The 19,622-nt window shown below is 45.3% G+C and carries 14 protein-coding genes and 1 tRNA gene; 5 read left to right on the top strand and 10 right to left on the bottom strand.

The features are described 5' to 3' along the window. Positions 1-17: 17 nt before the first annotated feature. The gene (locus NF543_RS24040; RefSeq protein WP_257670694.1) at positions 18-884 is read right to left on the bottom strand and encodes an aldose 1-epimerase family protein; all 867 of its coding nucleotides are present in this window, start codon (positions 882-884) and stop codon (positions 18-20) included. Positions 885-1,269: 385 nt separating this feature from the next. On the opposite strand from NF543_RS24040, the gene NF543_RS24035 reads away from it, so the two are divergent. Next, the gene (locus tag NF543_RS24035; RefSeq protein WP_257670695.1) at positions 1,270-3,360 is read left to right on the top strand and encodes a tetratricopeptide repeat-containing sensor histidine kinase; all 2,091 of its coding nucleotides are present in this window, start codon (positions 1,270-1,272) and stop codon (positions 3,358-3,360) included. A 79-nt stretch (positions 3,361-3,439) separates the two neighbouring features. Here NF543_RS24035 and NF543_RS24030 read toward each other — a convergent pair whose 3' ends face one another. Together NF543_RS24030 and NF543_RS24025 are read right to left on the bottom strand one after the other, a co-directional pair. Then, entirely contained in the window at positions 3,440-4,423 is a 984-nt protein-coding gene (locus tag NF543_RS24030) for an energy transducer TonB (protein ID WP_257670696.1), read from the bottom strand. 143 nt (positions 4,424-4,566) lie between these two features. Beyond that, a complete protein-coding gene (locus tag NF543_RS24025) occupies positions 4,567-5,154 on the bottom strand; it encodes a CHAP domain-containing protein (protein ID WP_257670697.1) in 588 nt (195 codons plus the stop codon). Between the two features lie 801 nt (positions 5,155-5,955). Between NF543_RS24025 and NF543_RS24020 the strand changes: the two genes are divergently transcribed. Continuing rightward, entirely contained in the window at positions 5,956-6,501 is a 546-nt protein-coding gene (locus NF543_RS24020; RefSeq protein ID WP_257670698.1) for a DUF2062 domain-containing protein, read from the top strand. 18 nt (positions 6,502-6,519) lie between these two features. Here the strand turns inward: NF543_RS24020 and NF543_RS24015 are convergent, their stop codons facing one another. The 4 genes from NF543_RS24015 to nfi form a co-directional block, all read right to left on the bottom strand. Continuing rightward, entirely contained in the window at positions 6,520-8,985 is a 2,466-nt protein-coding gene (locus NF543_RS24015) for a hypothetical protein (RefSeq protein ID WP_257670699.1), read from the bottom strand. Further along, positions 8,951-9,985 (bottom strand): hypothetical protein, encoded by a 1,035-nt coding sequence (locus tag NF543_RS24010; RefSeq protein WP_257670700.1) that lies wholly within the window; start codon positions 9,983-9,985, stop codon positions 8,951-8,953. The genes NF543_RS24015 and NF543_RS24010 overlap by 35 nt, the downstream gene beginning before the upstream one ends. Before the next feature lie 178 nt (positions 9,986-10,163). Next, complete coding sequence (locus NF543_RS24005) at positions 10,164-13,544, bottom strand: DEAD/DEAH box helicase (protein WP_257670701.1); 3,381 nt, start codon at positions 13,542-13,544, stop codon at positions 10,164-10,166. Positions 13,545-13,607: 63 nt separating this feature from the next. Next, positions 13,608-14,297 (bottom strand): deoxyribonuclease V, encoded by a 690-nt coding sequence (nfi, locus tag NF543_RS24000; RefSeq protein WP_257670702.1) that lies wholly within the window; start codon positions 14,295-14,297, stop codon positions 13,608-13,610. 141 nt (positions 14,298-14,438) lie between these two features. Here nfi and NF543_RS23995 point away from each other — a divergent pair, with 141 nt between their 5' ends. After that, complete coding sequence (locus NF543_RS23995) at positions 14,439-15,224, top strand: copper resistance protein NlpE N-terminal domain-containing protein (protein ID WP_257670703.1); 786 nt, start codon at positions 14,439-14,441, stop codon at positions 15,222-15,224. 95 nt (positions 15,225-15,319) lie between these two features. Here NF543_RS23995 and NF543_RS23990 read toward each other — a convergent pair whose 3' ends face one another. Further along, positions 15,320-15,898, bottom strand: coding sequence for an O-methyltransferase (locus NF543_RS23990; protein ID WP_257670704.1), 579 nt, complete (start codon positions 15,896-15,898; stop codon positions 15,320-15,322). 512 nt (positions 15,899-16,410) lie between these two features. On the opposite strand from NF543_RS23990, the gene NF543_RS23985 reads away from it, so the two are divergent. Both NF543_RS23985 and NF543_RS23980 read left to right on the top strand, forming a co-directional pair. Beyond that, the gene (locus NF543_RS23985; protein ID WP_257670705.1) at positions 16,411-17,253 is read left to right on the top strand and encodes a hypothetical protein; all 843 of its coding nucleotides are present in this window, start codon (positions 16,411-16,413) and stop codon (positions 17,251-17,253) included. A gap of 53 nt (positions 17,254-17,306) precedes the next feature. After that, a complete protein-coding gene (locus NF543_RS23980) occupies positions 17,307-17,930 on the top strand; it encodes a response regulator (RefSeq protein WP_257670706.1) in 624 nt (207 codons plus the stop codon). Between the two features lie 75 nt (positions 17,931-18,005). Here the strand turns inward: NF543_RS23980 and tig are convergent, their stop codons facing one another. Beyond that, positions 18,006-19,352, bottom strand: coding sequence for a trigger factor (tig, locus tag NF543_RS23975; RefSeq protein WP_257670707.1), 1,347 nt, complete (start codon positions 19,350-19,352; stop codon positions 18,006-18,008). A gap of 66 nt (positions 19,353-19,418) precedes the next feature. Then, positions 19,419-19,500: transfer RNA gene (locus tag NF543_RS23970), tRNA-Leu, on the bottom strand. Positions 19,501-19,622: the final 122 nt, after the last annotated feature.

Below are 19,622 nucleotides of genomic sequence, written 5' to 3'. Positions count from 1 at the left end.
AATAACGACTAAAATAATCAAAAACAAGCCACTTCCCAGCCACGTCTCCATGTTTCCCCTGCCTTGAGAACTTGGATTCCTTCTTTCGTATCAAATTGCTGGTTATGTTGGATACCATCAGCAATACCACACCAAGGTTCGAGACAAACGAAATCGGCATCCTTGGCCGCCCAGATATCAAAATAAGGGAACCCTTCATGTCGGAAATGAATACCTCGCTCGTCTACTTTGTTCTTGAGTGTAATCTGCTTGCTCCGCAATCCCTTCATCACCAGGGCATCCCCATAGAAAAGTTCATGCCGGAGCAGTAAGCGGCGGTTTTCCAATGGGATGGTAATGGTCCGGTCTGTAATCAAGTTACCTTCCAATAGGTGGCAATGCAACACATCATCATCCGGAAATTCTAGATAATGATTGTGGTAGGGTGGATTTCCATCGGTACCAACGGCAAAGGCAGGATGTCCGCCAATGGAAAAAGGCAATGTATGGCGATCTTCGGGGTTAGACACTTCATAACTGCAAAACAGTGAATCTTCTTCCAAGCGGTATCTGATTGATAGTCGGAACGCAAAGGGATAGTGTAAGCGTGTTTTCTCGTTATCCGAGAGGCTAAACACCGCTTCTGCGTCTGAAAGACGTTCTTCCGCAAACAGGAAATCTCTTGCAAAGCCATGGCGAGTTAAATTGTAGGCCTTCCCTTCATGGTAATAGGTGTCATCTTTCAATGCGCCCACGATCGGAAATAACACCGGACTGGTTTTGGCCCAATAAGCCGGGTCGGCACCCCACATATATTCATAGTGGGTGATGGTATTTTTCAGGCTTTTGAGCTCGGCACCCTTTGCGTTAATTTCGGCTTGTAAAAATTCGTTCTCTATAATCATTACCGTTCCAATATTTGTCCAGCAAATATAATATTTTCGCTTTCCTATTCCTTCACCGAAACGTTTGGCACTAATCTATAGTGATCATGTTAATTCCGCTCATAATAGCTTATTTTCGAGACTTCGCCCGTCCGGATATTCCAATGATAGATGGATTTCGTCATGATCAACCTAAAACCCGCTCAACCCCGTATCTTTCGGCATAGGCATCTTTTGCTGGAAATACACATAAAATGTACATATTTCTTGGCTATGATAAGTTACTGTATACGTAGTTTGGTGTATGACATCATCGAGTTCGATCTACTAGTGGATTTATTCATGCTTGCGTATGAACGCAAGTTTGTCTAAATTTGTTAGTTCACGGGATCCAACCCCAATAACTATGAAATCGTTTCAGTCAGGAATAGTTCTATTGCTTGTTTTGCTTCTATCTACAGCGAATGCTCAGCAACTCTTAAAAGATGCTGGGCCTGGGAGCCTTGAAAGGGCCCTTAAGGAGGCTAATATTGATACCGCCAAGGCTGTAGCTTTGCAAAAGCTTTCTGACTATTGGCTGTATAAAGATTCTACCAAAGCCATGCATTATGCCACCCAAATTTTTGACTTGGCCAAACCAACTAGTAATGCCTACATCCGGGGCATAGGCCACTACCAGCTTGGAGGTGTTTACATGGAGCACTATGATTTAGACAGCGCAGAAAAACATCACTTGGAAGCATTGCGTTTGTTGGATGATCAGCCTTCCTGGCAAGCTAGGCAATATTTGGCCAAAACATGGCATAACTATGGCGCCATATTTCAGCGCAGGGGAGATAATAAGGAGTTCTTGGACAACATCCTGAATAAAGCGGTACCGATCCTTGAAGAAATAGGTGATACGCTTACGTTGGGTGCCGATTACCTTTCTGTCGGGCAAATATTCATGAATAATAAAGAATGGGACAATGCACAGCGCTATTATCAAAAGGCTATTAATTTACTGGAAAAGTACCCACAGTACGAATATTTGCCGATGGCTTGCATCGATGCCGCCCGTGGCCTAATCCATATGGAGGACAACGCCCCGGAGCAAACCCGTAAAATCCGCAGCTATTTGGATCAGGCGCAACGTGTATTATCGGTCAATCCGGAATCGCAATGCTGGATCCCGTATTTTACGGCCAATGGCATGTATTATCAATACCGTGAGGAAATTCCGGAAAAGGCGTTGGAAAATTACGAACGAGGCATAGCATTGGCTGATAAACTACAGAACGAATACGATGCCCTGGAATTGCTTAACCGAAAATACTACCTATATTATAATCAACAGCAATACGCGTTGGCAAAGACCGCGGGATACGATTTGTATAATAGGCTTTTGAAGTTTTCCATACCCAAAAACCAAATGCTTGTGCTCAGGAATCTCGTAGAGCTGGAAGAAAAGACGGGTAATCCTAATCAAGCGCTAGCACTTCTTCATCAGTATGTAACCCTATCGGATAGCGTAAACGTTGAAGAAGCCCGGGTAAACATACTGGAATTGGAAAAGAAGTTTGAGCACGAAAAAAAAGAAAACGAAATTCTTCAACTGAAAAATGAAAGCAATCAGCGGGAACTAAAATTACAACATGCTCGTTCCTGGGGTTACTTGCTCGGAGGACTGGCCTTATTATTTGCAGGCGGCTTATTCGCTGGCGTGATGTTGTACCGCAACAAGCAACAAATTGCCCGGCAAAAAGAGCAGCTACACAAGCAAGAAATGGAAAAACTAAAGCAAGAACGACGAATGAGCAACTTCTCGGCCATGCTGGAAGGACAAGAACAAGAACGCAAGCGGGTGGCGAGCGAATTGCACGATGGACTCGGGGGATCCCTTGCAGGCATCAAACTAAGGCTTTCACAAGTTGTAGTAGAAAACGAGGGGCAAAACAGGCAACTAGTCACCACCCTTTCACAACTTGACGACTCGGTAGCCGAATTGCGCCGCATTGCCCGGAACCTGATGCCGGAAACGTTGCTTCGGCACGATCTCACGACTGCCCTAAAGGAGTTTTGCCGGAGTATGGGAAATGAGCAGACCAAAATCACCTTTCAGGCTTATGGGTTGGCAAATGATGATATACCTCAAACAATGCGTATGATGCTTTACCGCATTGTCCAGGAATTACTTACCAATGCGCTAAAACACGCAAAAGCCTCCATGGTGCTGATCCAAATGACGAGAGAGAAATCGACACTTAGCTTAACAGTGGAAGACGACGGGATAGGATTTAATCCCAATTCAAAAACTTATTTATATGGATTGGGGCTTTCTACCATAAAAAACAGAGTCGATTATCTCAAAGGGGATATCGAAATCCTGTCGGAATTCGGTACCGGTACTACGGTGAACATCACGATTGACACGGATTCAGACGCTATATCAAATCCGATCCACGCGTCACATGTGATTTCTGAGGCCCCCTTTAACGGACAACGCTCCGTCAACTAATTCTCCAAGTGCGATGGGGTACCGTTTTTATAAAATAGTCGTTAGCTTGGCCGATTTAGAATGGCAGACCCGCCATAAATTAATGCGTGTTCAATCGTATAGGCAAAACATATGAAACCCTAACAGGAATCCCCCGCGTATATCCCGGTGTCCATTTCGGTGACGATTTTAATGTCTTGACCGCAGCCTCGCCTGTACCGTGCCCCAAGTCGCGTTTGATTTCGATATCCGTTACTTTCCCTTCGTTGTCTACTACAAACGACACCAAGAGTGTACCTTGCACCCCGCTTTCTATGGCTGCAGGAGGATAGCGATAATGCTTTCCTATGAATTGCATCAACTTATTAATCCCGCCTATATATTCAGGAGGAGATTCCCGTACCGTATATGTAAATTGTTTACCTCCAGTATCCCGGCTTATCCCCGATAAGACGATGCCTTTGTCATATTGCTCACTAAACGCATATTGTTGTTTACGGAATGTACCGGTCCATTCACCCTCGCGTATGCCCTCACGATAGGTTCCCTCTTCATAATCTTCACCTTCCATTTCTTTGACGTATCCATTTCCATTGGCGACTAATACCGTACCCAACGAATCATAATAATTTACCAATGTATCCACCATCTTCTCGTTATAGCCAAAAGTAAGGCTGCTCCCCTTCTTGCCGTATTTCATGGTTTTCTTCAATTGGCCATTCTGGTAATAATATGTTGCCTCGCCAACCCGCTGTCCACTATCAAAAAACTCTTCAGTCCTTTTCTGACCGTTTTCATAATATCCAATTACCGGCCCCTGAAACTTGGGGTAACTGTTTGCATCAAGGATGTTCCCCTTTTTTTTGAGCTGTTGATTGGGAAAATATTCGACAAGCTGAGGCAATTCCGAACCCGGCTGTGGCGGTTTAATAATCCGGATATAGTCGGCACTATCTTTATCCTTTACAATCTGCTCGTTATTTTTCCGGTAAGTGACAATTTCCTGTTGGGCTTGCAACAAGTTGGGGATGAGCAATAGACCACCAAATAAGCTGATTATTAGGCTGAATAGGATAATTTTCATTGAATTTGAATAAGTTTTTAGCATGCTAATAAGCCAGTCTCGACTTGAAAGACATCACTATCTTTCCTTGCACTCATTCATGGCTTACCCCTGCAAACATACATAGAAATACCGTTTGGCTACAACCCCCGAAAACAGGGATTTTACCGTCCAGCAGGAGTTGACGTTTCCACTAGCCTTAACCATCCCATGATTCGCATATTGTCGATCTGCCAAACCCCGTCCATCTTCACCAACGGAAAAGTCTCACGTGATGAACCGTACGGTCCGGGGTTTTGCTGGATGATTTCCACATGGCTGTCCGATACCGATGCAACAATGGCCACGTGGCCGTAACGGTTGTACACCGTTGGCGAGAATACAACCAAATCACTTATTAACGGCTTTGCTGGACTTGGGTTGGTATATTGGATGAGACCACGCTGGGTATTCAATTGCCCGTCCCCTAGCGATGCATCGTAAAAATCCTTGGCATGGCCGTAACTATCGGGCATCATATGGTGTAGGCCCTCATAATAATAACGCTTCACAAACTCCACACATTGGTATTTCAAGCCCAAATTATATCCCCCGGAAGTTAAGTTCCTGCCCGACACATGGTTTATCCCGCCGTTGTAGTAGACCTTTACACCGTTTAGGCTGTCCACCACTTGCCCCACTTCATAATCGGTGTTAAAATTGAATTTCGTAAATGACCAGTATCCTCCCGCTAGGACTAAAAATAGCGCCAAAAGTATAATTATGTGCTGTTTCCTCATACTTAATTAATCAATGGAACTGCATGCTACGGAAATGATCAATATCGTGGAAAACAAAATTGGGATAATTATTCTCATGGTTTTTATGATACTGTTTAATTTATTAAACACGTCAAAAACATAAAGCGTTTAATGGCTTGATGTGCGTTTTCATGTTCGGTTACGTAATTGAATCAATCACAGCGAACATCTTTAACATATTACGCATATGTTCTGCAACAGGTATAGTACGAGCAGGTAAAAGATAATTAATAGGGATGACAAGATGATCCCGATTATTGCGCGGAATGTCCTAGCCAGAATAACACCGTTTATACCCAGCACAAGGGATATTACAGCAAAAAAAACGGAAACACAAAAGACTATTTCATCCAAATCGACGTAGTCATAATCTAAAACAAATAATAATGACATAATGCACATGGAGACCAATACACCCCATAAGGCATAATTGCCCATTCTTGTCGATTTTTTTCTTTTATCCATTTAACATACGTTGGATGCCGGCCCGAAGTTAAGCATTATCAAATACAACTTTTTCACAATGGTCGGCACAAAAATATCAAACCAAAAAACCGATTCATATAGCGATTTTCAGGGGTTTTGAAGAGCTTTAGCGTATCTTTTCCACATACTTGTCCGATGTAAGTGCATAAATTTAAAAGAGAATTAACATCAATTTATGAAATAGCTTATTATATTTGCTTCCGTCATAAAAAAATACATACGAAGTAGGCCCATAACCATTTGAATGCCGGGCTTATACCAATAACCATGATGAGTAACCGTAGGTATTCAGTCAAGCATTTTGCTAGAAAGCTCAAGGAGAAATTGTTTTCCCTAAAAGGAACGCCGCAATACATTGCAAAGGGCTTTGCCTTGGGGTCGTTCATTGGCATGGTTCCCATACCTGGTTTTCAAGTATTTGTGGCATTTTTTTTGGCAGCTTGGTTCAAGGTCAACAAAACTGCGGCCTGCATGGCTGTGTTTAACACCAATGCGGTGACAGGTATTCCTATTTTTTATTTCAATTATTGGTTGGGCAAAAGGCTCTTAGGTATCCAACTTGATTTTGCCTTTCCGAAAAGTATCAGTTGGGATTTTGCGCTCATCATCTGGAATGCAGGCAAAATGGTATTCGCTTCCTTGGTGGTAGGCGGTTTCTTCACGGGTATACTTGCCGCGATCCTCGCCTATTACAGTTATTTCCTATGGATTCGGTGGCGGAAACCTATAATCAGCAGCAAAACCCAGTATGCCGAGTCCCGGTTGGATCAAGCCCTAAACACCGAAACTTCTTTTCCTCACAAACAATCATAATAACCATCAAACTGGGTTTTACATGGCCGGTTCTGTACCGTTAGCACGTACCATAAAATCTGCGAGGTAACTACACTCCCCTATAGCACGCTTATAGAAACTCGTATGCCGATACGCTTCACCCAGCTCTTTGAAATAACGGTTTTCCATGCTAAATAGCCAAAAAGGATCTGATCCTGCACCCCAACTGTTTCTGTAATATTCAGACGTGCTGGCATATCCAAATAGCTTTTGTTCGCATTTGGACAACATGAATGTACACTTGGCTTTGAACTCATCGTCTCTGCTCAATTCCCGAGCTTTTTCGTACCATATTGCTGCCTGGCGGGCTTCCAGGTAGTCGCCCGCGTAGGTGTAAGGGCTTTTCAGGTAATTATCGGCACTGCTCCATTGGTAGCTGATCAGGTACCACGAGTTACCGAACGTACCGGTTTGGTAAACACCATTGGCCATTTCGAAGTAATATGTGGCGGCCCGCTCCGGATCAGATTCAATGCGTTGCTGCAGGTCCAGCATGCGCTGCGCAAATTGTCTTTTGTTCAACACTTCCTTGCCATATGTTTTGGGGTAATCCTTGATGGGGCTGATAAAAAGGTCGGCATGCAAGGTATCTTCCTCATCAGTACCGTACCAATTGGTCGCTGCGAAGAACTGAAAATCCCGTGGCAACTGCTCGAATGCCTTCAACGCGTTGGCATAATCATGCTCACGTAAATAGGCTGTCCCCAATAACTCAAAATAATCATTGGGGGCGAGCGTTTCCAGGGCTGCCGCAATGTAATCGATCAGCGGCCTCTTCGAGCCCTTTTTTTTCCATTCACCCAATTGAACCAATGCATTAGGCTGTATTGATTGTTGCCAGAACACCAGCCCATTATAAGCTATATTTTTGAACAATGAGGGGTTTTCTCCATGGGGTTTGTATCCACCCTTGACCATCATCAGTGCGGCAGCTGCGGTATCACCCAATTGCATATAATGCGGGGCAAGCACCGATTGGTATAGGTTTCGGGCTGTACGTGAAAACCGGCTGTCTCGTACGCCATACGGATGGTAATAGGTCCAGGTGTCATGTTCCAGCACAGCCTTCATTTCGGCGGTGCGCTTCCCGTCCAACCATTTCAGCGCGGGAACCATTTCCTGTTCGTCCATTTGCTTGCCCAATTGAATGGCCCTAGCCTGTATCAGCAACTCGATGATGCGCGCCTGGTCGGATAACCGTTCCGGCATCTGGTCCAGATTCAATCCGGCCAGCAGGTTATGCGCATCTTCATCTTCATGTTGCAACCAGGCAAGGTAGGCCGCAGCGATTGTACCAAGTTGAGGCTCCGGATATCGTTTATCATTTGCCAGCTGCAATACAAACTTCGACAGGGTCTGTGCTTGGTCCATTGCCAACTGCTTCAAGGAATCACTGTCTGCATAAAATCCCCACCAGCCCCAAATCCGGTCATAAGGCGCCTCATTTATCCGCGACTCCAATTTGTTGATTTCCCTTGTTAATAGCGACCCGACCATTGGGCTCTGTGGTGCGAGGGCATAGACCTTCGCCAATGCTTGCATATTGAAATCCGTATGGGTAAACCCATCAATGGCCCATACTACAGCCTCTTCCTCCTTTGATCGGGTTAGCGTGAGTACTTCCTGCAAGTCCACCTTGATGTAATGGAAATTTTTATAAGCTTGCACCCTGCGCTCTGGATTGCTGGCAAACACCTTCGAAAAACGGTAGGCCGCCAATGCGGGTTCACCCAATCTGCGTGTAGCCCCCGCTTGCAAGGCTTGTGCCCAACCTTTCACTGCGCTCTTATTTTTTACGGCTTCGATACGTGTACTGCAAACTTCCAAACATTTTTCGTAATCAGCGGAATAATGGTACATACGTGCCGCCTGGTAGGCATAACGCAAGGTCAAAAATTTATCGCGCTTCACACTTGGTAGTTGTTGGAGTGCGCGTTCGGCCAATGTAGCCATGCTGGCGGTATCCACTGGTTCCGGATTCCAGGCGCTGTAATGGTCGTATTCAGTGACCGCGAAGGGCTCCACCGCTTTGGCAAAATTGAAATAATCACGGGCCTTTTCCTGCCTGGCCAGCGCCTGGAGGTAGGTATTAGCCGACAGGCTGTCGGGCAGGGTGGAAATTTCGCGATTTAGAAAACCCTTGATCACGGTATCCGTTGCCGAATCGGTACGATACATTACCTGATACACGTCTTCTGGGGCCACCCCTTTAGCTAAGTAATCTGCCCACTCCCTACAATTGATTTGCGCCTCGCTTTCGGGTTCTTCATCATCATAGAGAAAACGTAATTCCGTAAACGTAAATGGCACATAGCCTTCACCAGCCGTATTATCGTGGAAGTACGACACATAATAATCATACGGATCCGGTTCCGGACCACAGGCTATATTGATGGCCAGTTCGGCAAAATATGCCAATAAGAATAAGCTAAAAGCAAGTAATAATCTCCTGTAAAGCTTCATGTGAAAAAGGTGTTAGCGTCCCCGCATCCAAATGGTAGAATACTAAGGTAAAGTTGTTATTTGGTAAATATCGGGATAAAAAATCGGCAGCAATGGTTAAGTCGGCGATACGGGTTTCCTCGCGTCTGATGACATCGCCTACCCTTAGTCCTGCTTGAGGCATTGGCTTTTCCAAGCGGTACAACATCGGTTCTTGAAGTGGTGAAAATAATGTCGAATCGTTCAATGAGGCTGCGTCGAGCTTTTTGGATATCCCAGCATATTGCTCATCCCGGAATACCACCGACCAGTTGAAGAGCGGCAATGCCACATCCAAAGGTAAAGGGTAGTTTGCTAAGTATTCGCTGAGGTAAAGTTCCATTTCTTGCATATCAAGGATGGAATTATGCGAACCGTATTTACGCAGGTTACCCATGTTGTAGCACATGAGCAATACCCGGTCTACCGGCGGAACGCCGCTGCTTCGTAAATTACGCACTTGATGCAGACGCAGGGTGGATGACAGCATAACGGCTTCATCCATGCGTTCACGAAGGCATTCCAGTAGGTAAAAATAAGCTTCTTTAGTGCCATCTGTCCAATCGCAATCGATTTGTAACTCACTGAAGTATAGCTTTCCAGACTGCTTCACCTTCCTTTCTACATAATGATAGATTTTCTGGGCCAAGTCGTCAAGCTGCGGATTGGATTGATTTTTCAGGACATTGTTCACAATGAAGACCACCGGCACTAAGGCCACCGAGTCCGGTAATGGTTCCTTAAACATGATGGGAGAAACCGGTATGGCCTCGCCATTTGCACCTTGGTTGTCGATGTCCATGATGCGTACGAAGAGGCGTTTCGCATGCGTCTCCTTCAAGTACTGCTGCTCCGTGCTATCTCCTCGGTAGGTCGTTTTCCAATAATAAAATGATGGTTCTACCTTACGCCGCTGTTGGCAGGCTGTTAAAAGCGTGATGCCGCACAAAAAAATAACCGAAGGCACGATGTTGATGCGCATTTCCAAAAAGGGATTTCGTTGCCAAAGCTATGATAAATCCTAAAGATTGGAAATAGCGGTTTTCAGTGATAAATAGTGTCTATCTATAATGTCCGCCAACTGCGTTACGCTTGTTGACGAACATTCTATCCAAGACACTGACTTTATGGACAGACTCTAAATAAATTAAAGCGTACCGCTAAAGCGGGTGTAGTAACCCCATCAAGTCTTCTTTTTCCAACGATTTGAAAAACGAATCATCGGCTTGCACCAATCCGCCGGCCAATACACTTTTGGTTTCCTGTAATACAGCAATCTTTTCCTCAACGGTATTGGGTGTGATGAGTCGTACAGCGACCACCTTCTTATCTTGACCAATGCGATGTGTACGGTCAATCGCTTGATTCTCGGCAGCAGGGTTCCACCAAGGATCCACTAGGTAAACATACTCGGCAGCGGTAAGGTTAAGTCCGGTACCCCCTGCCTTGAGGCTAATCAGGAACACCCGTACATCATCATCTTCTTGGAAGGCGTTGACCACTTCTTTGCGGTTGCGGGTGCTTCCGGAGAGCCATACCTGCCGGATTCCCATGACATCAATTTCCTGCCGGAGCAAGTCCAGCATGGACACGAACTGAGAAAAGATAAGCAGTTTATGGTGTGGGGCCTTATCGGCAATCTGCTCCTTGAGCATCGCTATTTTTGCCGAAACTGCAGTATTGAGCATACCATCCGGCAACAAGGCAGGTGAATTGCAGATTTGCCGCAAACGGGTCAACCCACGCAATACATTCATTGGGCTTCTATCCAGTTCATCGCCGGAAATGGCCGAAAGGTAATCGCGAAACTCCCGTTCATAGGCATCATAAATTTTACGCTGCTCTTCCCCCATTTCACAATACAATACCATCGACACTTTTTCGGGCAAGTCTGCGGCCACCTGTTCCTTGGTTCGCCTAAGGATAAAGGGTTTTATTTTGTTTTGTAATTCTAGTCTGCGCCGCTGATTTTTAAACTGATCGATGGGCTTGGCATACACATCCCCGAAATAGCGCTTATTGCCCAGTAATCCGGGGCAGGCGAAAGACAACTGTCCGTATAGATCAAAAGAATTGTTTTCAAATGGGGTGCCGCTAATGGCAATCCTATTGCGCGATTGCAGCAACCGCACAGCCTTGTAGCGCTGTGAATCGGGGTTTTTGATGTTTTGGGATTCGTCCAGAAAAATATAGTTGAAATCGTATTTTTTCAGGAAACGGATATCGGACAATAACGTCGTATATGAAGTCAGGATTACCTCATAACGGCCAAAATCGATGGTCGTCTTCACACGATTGGGGCCATAAAGGGTCAATACGTTTAGCGAAGGCGCAAAAGCCGCTAACTCATGCTGCCAGTTGAATACCAAAGTCGCCGGAACCACAATGAGGTTGGTATTATGTGCTGTCTTGCTCCATTGGGATAAAATAAATGCTATGATCTGTATCGTTTTACCCAACCCCATTTCATCGGCCAAACATCCCCCGAAATTGAAATCATCGAGGAAATTCAGCCAATTCAGTCCCTGTTGCTGGTATGGCCGCAAGGTGGTATGCAGTCCTTCAGGCACAGGTACAGCAGATATGGATTCAAAATCAGCCAATCGATCACGGTATTGCTGCACTTCGCTCACTACCGATTCATCCAGCATGGCCTTCTCATACAGAACGGTGAGCGTTTCGAAATTCGTCTTAGGTATACGGATGGTTTCTTCATCGATTACCTCGCCGGCTTGGAAGTATTTCGAAAACTTATCGATCCATTCCTGCGGAAGGATGCCCAACGTGCCGTCATCCAGCTCGACATACTTGCTTTTATTGCGTAGGGCCGCCTGTATCTTTTTCAGCGTTGCTTTCTTCTTCCCAAAGCGCACCTGATGAACGGCGTTGAACCAATTCAAACCGCTGATTACCTTAATATCCACATTCACCGGATTGGGATTTAGCCTATTTCCGCTCAGTTCATTGAATCCGAAAACGGTAATCCCTGCGGTGCGCCAGGTATCGAACGCGGGCAGGAACCATGCTTCATCCAGAAAATGCTTTTTGTGCAGGTAAAAATAATACAGTTGGTTTTCGAGCTGCTCGGATAAATAAGGATGCTGCTTCAACAGCAATGCGATGAATTCCCGCTCCAGAACCTCATTACGAGCTACCGAAAATTCACTGCCCTTGGCGTCGATGGCCTTCACCTGCTTTTCCGTGCGGATCGCAATCTCGGCCTCCCCATAACGGATTACAGGGATGATCATCACGTGGTTCCCGAAATCCGACAGGTATATCAATTTTTCCGGGCCGACGTCGAACCCAGCTTCTTTCAGTTGCTTAGGACTGGCAGGTTTTACATCAAGGTAGTCAATCTGGATGTGTTCCTCCAGTTTGTCCAACACGTTCAAGCGAAAATCACGGTATTTACTGGCATGGATAAGGAGTCGTTCTTGCCCTTCCCTAAACAGCTCGATAACGGCCAGCACCATCAGGTTATCCACCAAGTATAGGGTATTTTCCACCAGCAAGAAATAATCAAACTTCAGCTTCAGTGCATGGAGTGGGTGTTGCTTTTCACCGATCAGCATGGCCCCATCCAACGCGTGAAACGGCCCCGTTGAACTGATGGATAGGCGTATGGCGTTGTGAAGCACAGCTGTATTAATAGGTATGAGGGTATTAGCAGACACTTTCTCTGCGATGGCATCGTCGTGCATATAAAATTCGTAACCACAGGCATTTTGCACAATGATGCGAAGAGCAGACAGATCAGCTTCCGTTCGCTTTCTTTCCGCATGTTGTTGAAATTTAGCGACAGCGGTATAAAACTTTACTTCTTCCGCATCATGCTCCGTCCATATAAAATCCAGCGGTGGCAGGGAAGTGAGTGGATTTTTCAATTTGCCCGCGTTTGTTCTACCTGCGCCATAGAGTTCCACCGTCAAGTACTTGTAATATTTGTGGCGGCGAACAACCACAATCGTCCCTTCTGGTTCCAAGGGCGGCATCGAACTCGCAAGGTATTCCCCAAGGCCCAATTCTTTCCCTAGGGCTATTAACTTCTCGTTTGTTAAAGGAAACATACCCGGTATCCTAGGAGCAACGGCTAATCGCCCATCCGAAAAGTTCAGCATGAAATAGCGGTCCAGATCCGGCTCGTGTTCCACGCCATAGTCAGCGGCAACCTTTACCAATTTTTGATGCCGCAGCCCAGTGTCAAAAAACACACGCAAATCTTCCTTTCTCAACAGGGCCGACAGCACTTGTGCTTCAGCGGCATTTAACCTATCCGGCTCACCAAGAACATCACTGGAAACCACCAATTGGTCAGGTTCCTGTAGCACATGAACCGTAGCCAAACTGTTTTCGTCCATTTGGCAGGTGAAAGTCGCCTGTTCCAATGTAATGGTTTCAGCATACACATGGTTTATTGCATGCGTATTCGCAAATCCGCCATTTGCAGCATGCCTTGCGATCAGACTTTCAGAAAGTCCACCTATTGTAAGGTCACGGAAAATGAAGCTGTGGTATTTCGTTGTATCTATTGGATTCATGAATATGCTACGTATTTATTAATTAGTGCTGGGAAAATCATGCGGCATGCGGATAACCTTATCCTAGAAGGAATCATGATAACCTTCCGGCATTTCTCCTCTCCTGAACCGGTTCACCAGCTCATGGGCCAATCGTGTAGGCTCCGGAATCCGGTACTTCCCGGTACACTGCTTGATAAGCTGTAGGCTGTTTTCCATCCCAATCCGATGTCCCGGGGAAATGAAAACAGGTGCCGTATTCTTTTTGCTCCGGAAAGCATGGCCAATTTGCTCCGCACCGGCCATAATGGGTGTATGGCTACCTTGCATGAGACTAGGCGCTTCATATGTTCCTGTAAGGATCTTTTTTGCACAGCCCATGGTGGCCTGCCCGGTTTCGATGCCAAAATGGGTGGCAATGCCCATCCGGCGGGGATGGGCTATCCCATGGCCATCCACGACCAACACATCGGGTTTACGGGACAGCTGTTCCCATGCCGCTATCAATGCTGGTACCTCACGGAAAGCGAGGTAGCCGGGCACATACGGAAACTGTGTTTCCGCTTTGATAAGCGACCAGCCAACGGGTTTCAGTCCCGGAAAGGAAAGCAGGATAATCCCTGCATAGATGGTGGTACTATACAGGTTCAAGGAAATATCTGCCCCACCGATGGTATGAACAGGAATCTCCCGTTCGGCAATATTCAGTTTTTTGCGCAGCGCTACCTGTAAAACCGTTGCTTCCTGAACGCTTAAGGTATCGTAATTATGCATATCGTAATATTTTCTTTTGCATAATCCAAAGCTATGAAGAATATGAGGAGTTGCCATCAATGAAGGAAAAAATCCGTCACATTTGTAAAATTTTAATATACTTTGTGTACTTTTATTCCCACATAGCTTACAGAAAAACGTATGTATACAGCAGTAAACACAAAATGGTTATTAGGAACTTTACTAGTGACCATTGTCGGACTGGGGGCCTGCCAAAGCAAACGGTCGACCACCGGAGGACAATCGGTGCCAAGTGGCGACAACAGCCAAACCTCCATTGATTGGGCTGGCACTTACCAAGGTGTGCTCCCCTGCGCGGATTGCCCTGGCATCAAGACAGCAATTTCACTAAAAGATGATGGTACGTACAAGCTCAGTACCCGATATCTTGAAAAAGGCGATTCGGTATACTGGGAATCCGGCACCTTTTCATGGAACGATGCGGGCAGTCAAATCACCTTAAGTGAAGACAACCGCAAATTCCTTGTGGGTGAAAACAGGTTATTCCAGCTCGACATGGAGGGCAACCGAATCACGGGGGATTTAGCTGAACATTACGTCTTGCAAAAGGCAGAAGAGACAATCACAGGGAAATACTGGAAACTGGTAGAACTCAGTGGCAAACCCGTAAAACCCGGTTCAACGCAAAAGGAGCCTTTTATCCGACTAACGGAGCAAGAGAGCCGGCTCGAAGGTACCGGTGGATGCAATGGCATGGGTGGCACCTATGAATTGCAGGACCCCAACCGCATACGCTTTTCCCAAATAATCAGAACGCAAATGGCATGCGAAGGCCTTGAAATAGAGAACGAACTCATACATGCGCTCGAATCGGCCGACAGCTACCACCTTCAAAATGATAGCCTCCAATTATTTCGCGCAAGGATGGCCCCCATGGCAAAATTTGAGGCGGTATACGTCAATTAAGACATGGGGCGCAGGTATAAAGCACAAAGGCTCAGGATGAAAAATCCTGAGCCTTTGTGCTTCTATTTTCGATGCGTTTGCGTTATAATACCCCTTTATCTTTTTGTGGCGACGATTATTCCAGTAGCCCATACCTGCTTAGTTAAGAACAGATCTTCCTTACTTTCCAGGTAACCAATCAGGTGTTGCGCTTTTTTCGCATGTCCCTCGGGCCAATTGGGTTGCGGTAACATGTCGTCAATGATGTAAAGCCCACCTTTTTTCAACATGGACAACACTTCATCCAGTAACAAATATTTCCCATGCCAGGTATCTGCAAATATATAATCAAACTGCAATTGCTTGTTGCTTTCAATCCATTCCCCACCATCGGCAGCAATTAAGTTCAGCCGGTTATCGGTATTCAGGTACTTGTGAGCTATTTCCAAAAACTTAGGCTCGTTGTCGATTGAAATCAACCTGGCTTCCTTGTCCATGCCATCTAATATCCATGCGGTAGATAGTCCGGTCCCTGTTCCTAGTTCCAGGAAAGCACCCGAGGGTTTGGTTCCTGCCAGTGTGCGCAATAAGGAACAGGTAAGCATATCGGAAGCCATGGTAAACCCCGATTGCTTTGTCGCCTCTTGGATGGCCGTATAGGCCTCAGGTAGCGTTTGATTTATTTCTTCGGTCATCCTATTCAAAAATTATCAGTGATCAGTCTGTTTTTATGCTATTAGTGATTCGCTTTCCGCTCCAATTTGGAGCAACCGCATGGCAAAGTTATCAAATTGGACGGCATATGAAATAGCAATTCCAAGGCAAGTACATCCGTTTAGACCGCTCTTAATAACGATAGGGCTACTGACATTATTACTCAAACTAGTTTTATATATAAACGAATTTATATCCTGATTATAAATTGATTGATATAAAATAATACGCTCCAAAAACCGCGTATTATCATTTGATAATCGTCCTGTAACCCATATTAATAAACCGGTGGGCACACCACCCCTACATCTAGTGATCCACCCACACGGTCTATAGTTAATCAATCATGTGTTTACAACCAACAACCTATCGCTGCTTCAAAGTTAGGCAATCCATATGCTTCATAATATCCCTGAAAATCGGGATTTTCATGCTTTAAGCAAACACCTATATTTGCCCATCGTAAATAATTGAAGCAACTATTCTTGATTGAATGAATGGATATAAAGCGCTCAAATACGGACTACAACTCCTATTAGTAATATGCACGTATGCTGTCGTACGTTATTTCATGACGACAGATACATTTAGTTGGGGCTGGATTACGTTCTTCGGCTTCATTGCAATGGCGTTACTCGGCCATTATTTGAATATCATAGATGAACTGGAATTTAAGATATTCTGTAGCGAACATGGACTTAATGGCATGAAAGGTGAGCAGGCAGCTGAATATATCACGGGCCTATTAAGCAACAAACGGGTTTCGGATAAAAAAAGGCAACGACTTGCCAAGTTTCTGCAACATGTAAGGTCAAAATGGTATCTCATCAATCATGAAGAAATCCAGTTGTGCATACCCGACACGCATGAGTGGGAACATGACGTAGAAAATACTGATGGCAACATCATCCGGCATATTTATAGCAATTTTGAGGAAAGCGAGCACGATGATGCAGTGGTTATTTATATTTCCAGCACCGACATAGGCAATGTCATTCTCACACCAGCCCAGCGTGCCCGTAAATGCTACACCGTGCAGTATCTCGAGGGTGATATGCAGCAAGGGGAAACCCTCACCCTTGTCGCCGACGGTCCAATCGGAAATAGCCGATATCATGCCTACGCCATGGAAATGCCAGACAACCCAATAAGCTACAATCACCCGGAAGATATGAAATATGCTTATTCCATATTATATTACATCCTCGACACTTCGTGGAGCAGGCATGTTGTGCACATTGAGTTCAATACGCCAAGAATTGGTGTCAATCGCCTTCAGGAATGGATGGATAGATGCCAGCAAGCCCATTTGGTGCCAACGGGACAGCGGGTTTAGTTAATTTTGACATTTGCTTTTAAACTGTTATTTTGCAGCCTGATTTTAGCATTATGGTAAACGTAATTGTCATTGACGACCACCCCATCATCATGGATGGTCTTAAAAACCTATTTGACAGCCATGCAGATATACATCCTACCGGTTTTTTTAGTAACGGGCATTCCGTATTAGAGCAATTGGGCGAAATCGATGTGGATGTGGCACTGCTGGACATCAACTTGCCAGACGTGAACGGTATAAACCTTTGCAAGGAAATCAAAGAGAAACATCCCGAAATCGCCATCGTTGCGCTCAGTCTGCACAATGAACGTCCCGTCATCAGGAGCATGATCAAAAATGGGGCAAAGGGGTATGTGCTCAAAAACGCACCCGGGGAGGAAATCATCGAGGCTATCCACCGGGTCTATAACGGACACACTTATTATTGCTCGGCAACTCAACAAGTCATGGCCGATGCGGATGCGGCGCATCTTGATACCGTTCCACTGATTACCCGTAGGGAACGTGAGGTGTTGCAACACATTGGCAAGGGCCTCACCACGCAGGAAGTGGCAGATAAACTATTCATCAGTACACACACGGTAGAAAGTCACCGCAAAAAACTGATGGAAAAATTCGAAGTCAAAAATATTATTTCGGTTATTAAGTTGGCCACGGAGTATGGGCTGCTGTAAAACAAAAACCTCATAGGTTTGCGCGCTAGCTGTTAGCATGAGCACAAACCTATGAGGTTTTGAAAGCAATCTAATCTACTTCAACTCCAAAAACTTGTCGTATTCGATTTCCTTTTGCTCCAGTTTCACAACTCCTTTGAGGTAATCAAACACTTTCAGTGCTTTCACTTCATCAAATAGACGGTTCGCTTGTTCTTTATCTCCAAGTAGCTGTACGGCATATTGCGCCAACTGCTGGTCATTAGGCTCTTGCCCCGGGCTATACATCTTGATCTGCGCGGCGATACGTTCCTTAGCCAATGCCAATACTTCCTCGTATTTCACTTCGAGTCCGTTTTGGGTGATGATCCGGTTTTCGATGATGGTCCATTTCAGGTTTTTCAGGAAATCTGCGAACCCCTCCTCCAATTCATTATCCTTGATGTCCGGATTCGTGGCTTTCAGCCACCTTTTCAGAAACGCTTCAGGGAAATCCACCTTCACGGCTTCCATGCCCTGCGTATAAATATCGTTTTGTAGTTTTTGGTTTGCATGCTGCACCAACATGCTTTCTACTTCTTCCCTGACTTTTTCGGTAAATTCCTCCTCTGTTTTTACCCCTCCCTCGCCGAAAAGCTTATTATAGAACGCTTCGTTCAGATCCGCTTCTTCAAGCCGGTTTACATTTTTTACCGTCAATTTAAATGAAGTAGCGTCCAATGCAGCCACTTCATCCTCTTGGATGCCGAGGATACGGGCGATATCGGCATCTTTGAATGCTTTTTTTACATCGATGGTCACTTCATCATCTGCTTTAAGGCCGACGAGCGATTTCTTGATTTTCTTATCTTCCACCAGATCCGAGCGGACCGAAGCTGTATTGACAATGCCCCCTTCCAAATCCTTCCCTTCGGCGTCCATCTGTTTCAATTCACCGTATAGCACATCTCCGTCCTCAGACACTTCAGGATTGGTCATCTTGCCATAGCTGCGACGGAGATTTTTGATGCGTGAATCCAAGGTTTCCTTATCGGCCTTGATGATGTATTCAGTGAATTTTGATTTCTCTGTTAAGGGCCCTTCAAACTGAGGAGCTAAACCAATTTCATAATTGAAGGAAAACGTATCTTGGAAATCCCAATTGTAATCAGTTTTATCATCCTCCTTTGGAAGCGGTTGGCCCAGGATTTCCAGTTTATTGTCGCTAATATAATCATTGATTTTATCGCTGACCAACTTATTCACCTCTTCAAGCAGCAGGGCCTTTCCATAGGTACGCCTGATGTGCGAGACGGGTACCAGCCCAGGACGAAACCCTGGTAATTTTGCCTTTTTAGCTTGTTCTTTAATGGTTTTGTCTACTTGGGGGTTGTAATCCTCGGGGGTGAGGTCTACCGTGATGACAGCGTTGATTTCGTCGATGTTCTCGTGTGAAATGTTCATACTCAATGTTAAGCGTTTATCGCATTTATATAAAAAATCCTCCCGATGTTTTCGGGAGGATTCAAGTGCGGAAGAAGGGACTCGAACCCCCACGCCTTTCGGCGCCAGATCCTAAGTCTGGTGCGGCTACCAATTACGCCACTTCCGCATAGGATTTTTTATTTGGACTGCAAAAATAAGGCTTATTATTTAAAGAGGCAAATCTTTTTTCCTTTTTAATGTGTCGGTAGATTCAACTCACTAATGCAACTTTCTTATCTAAGTTAGTGT

It is taken from the genome of Parapedobacter tibetensis, from assembly GCF_024704835.1.
Classification (GTDB): Bacteria; Bacteroidota; Bacteroidia; order Sphingobacteriales; family Sphingobacteriaceae; genus Parapedobacter; species Parapedobacter tibetensis.
This window is presented reverse-complemented; position numbering and strand designations above follow the sequence as displayed.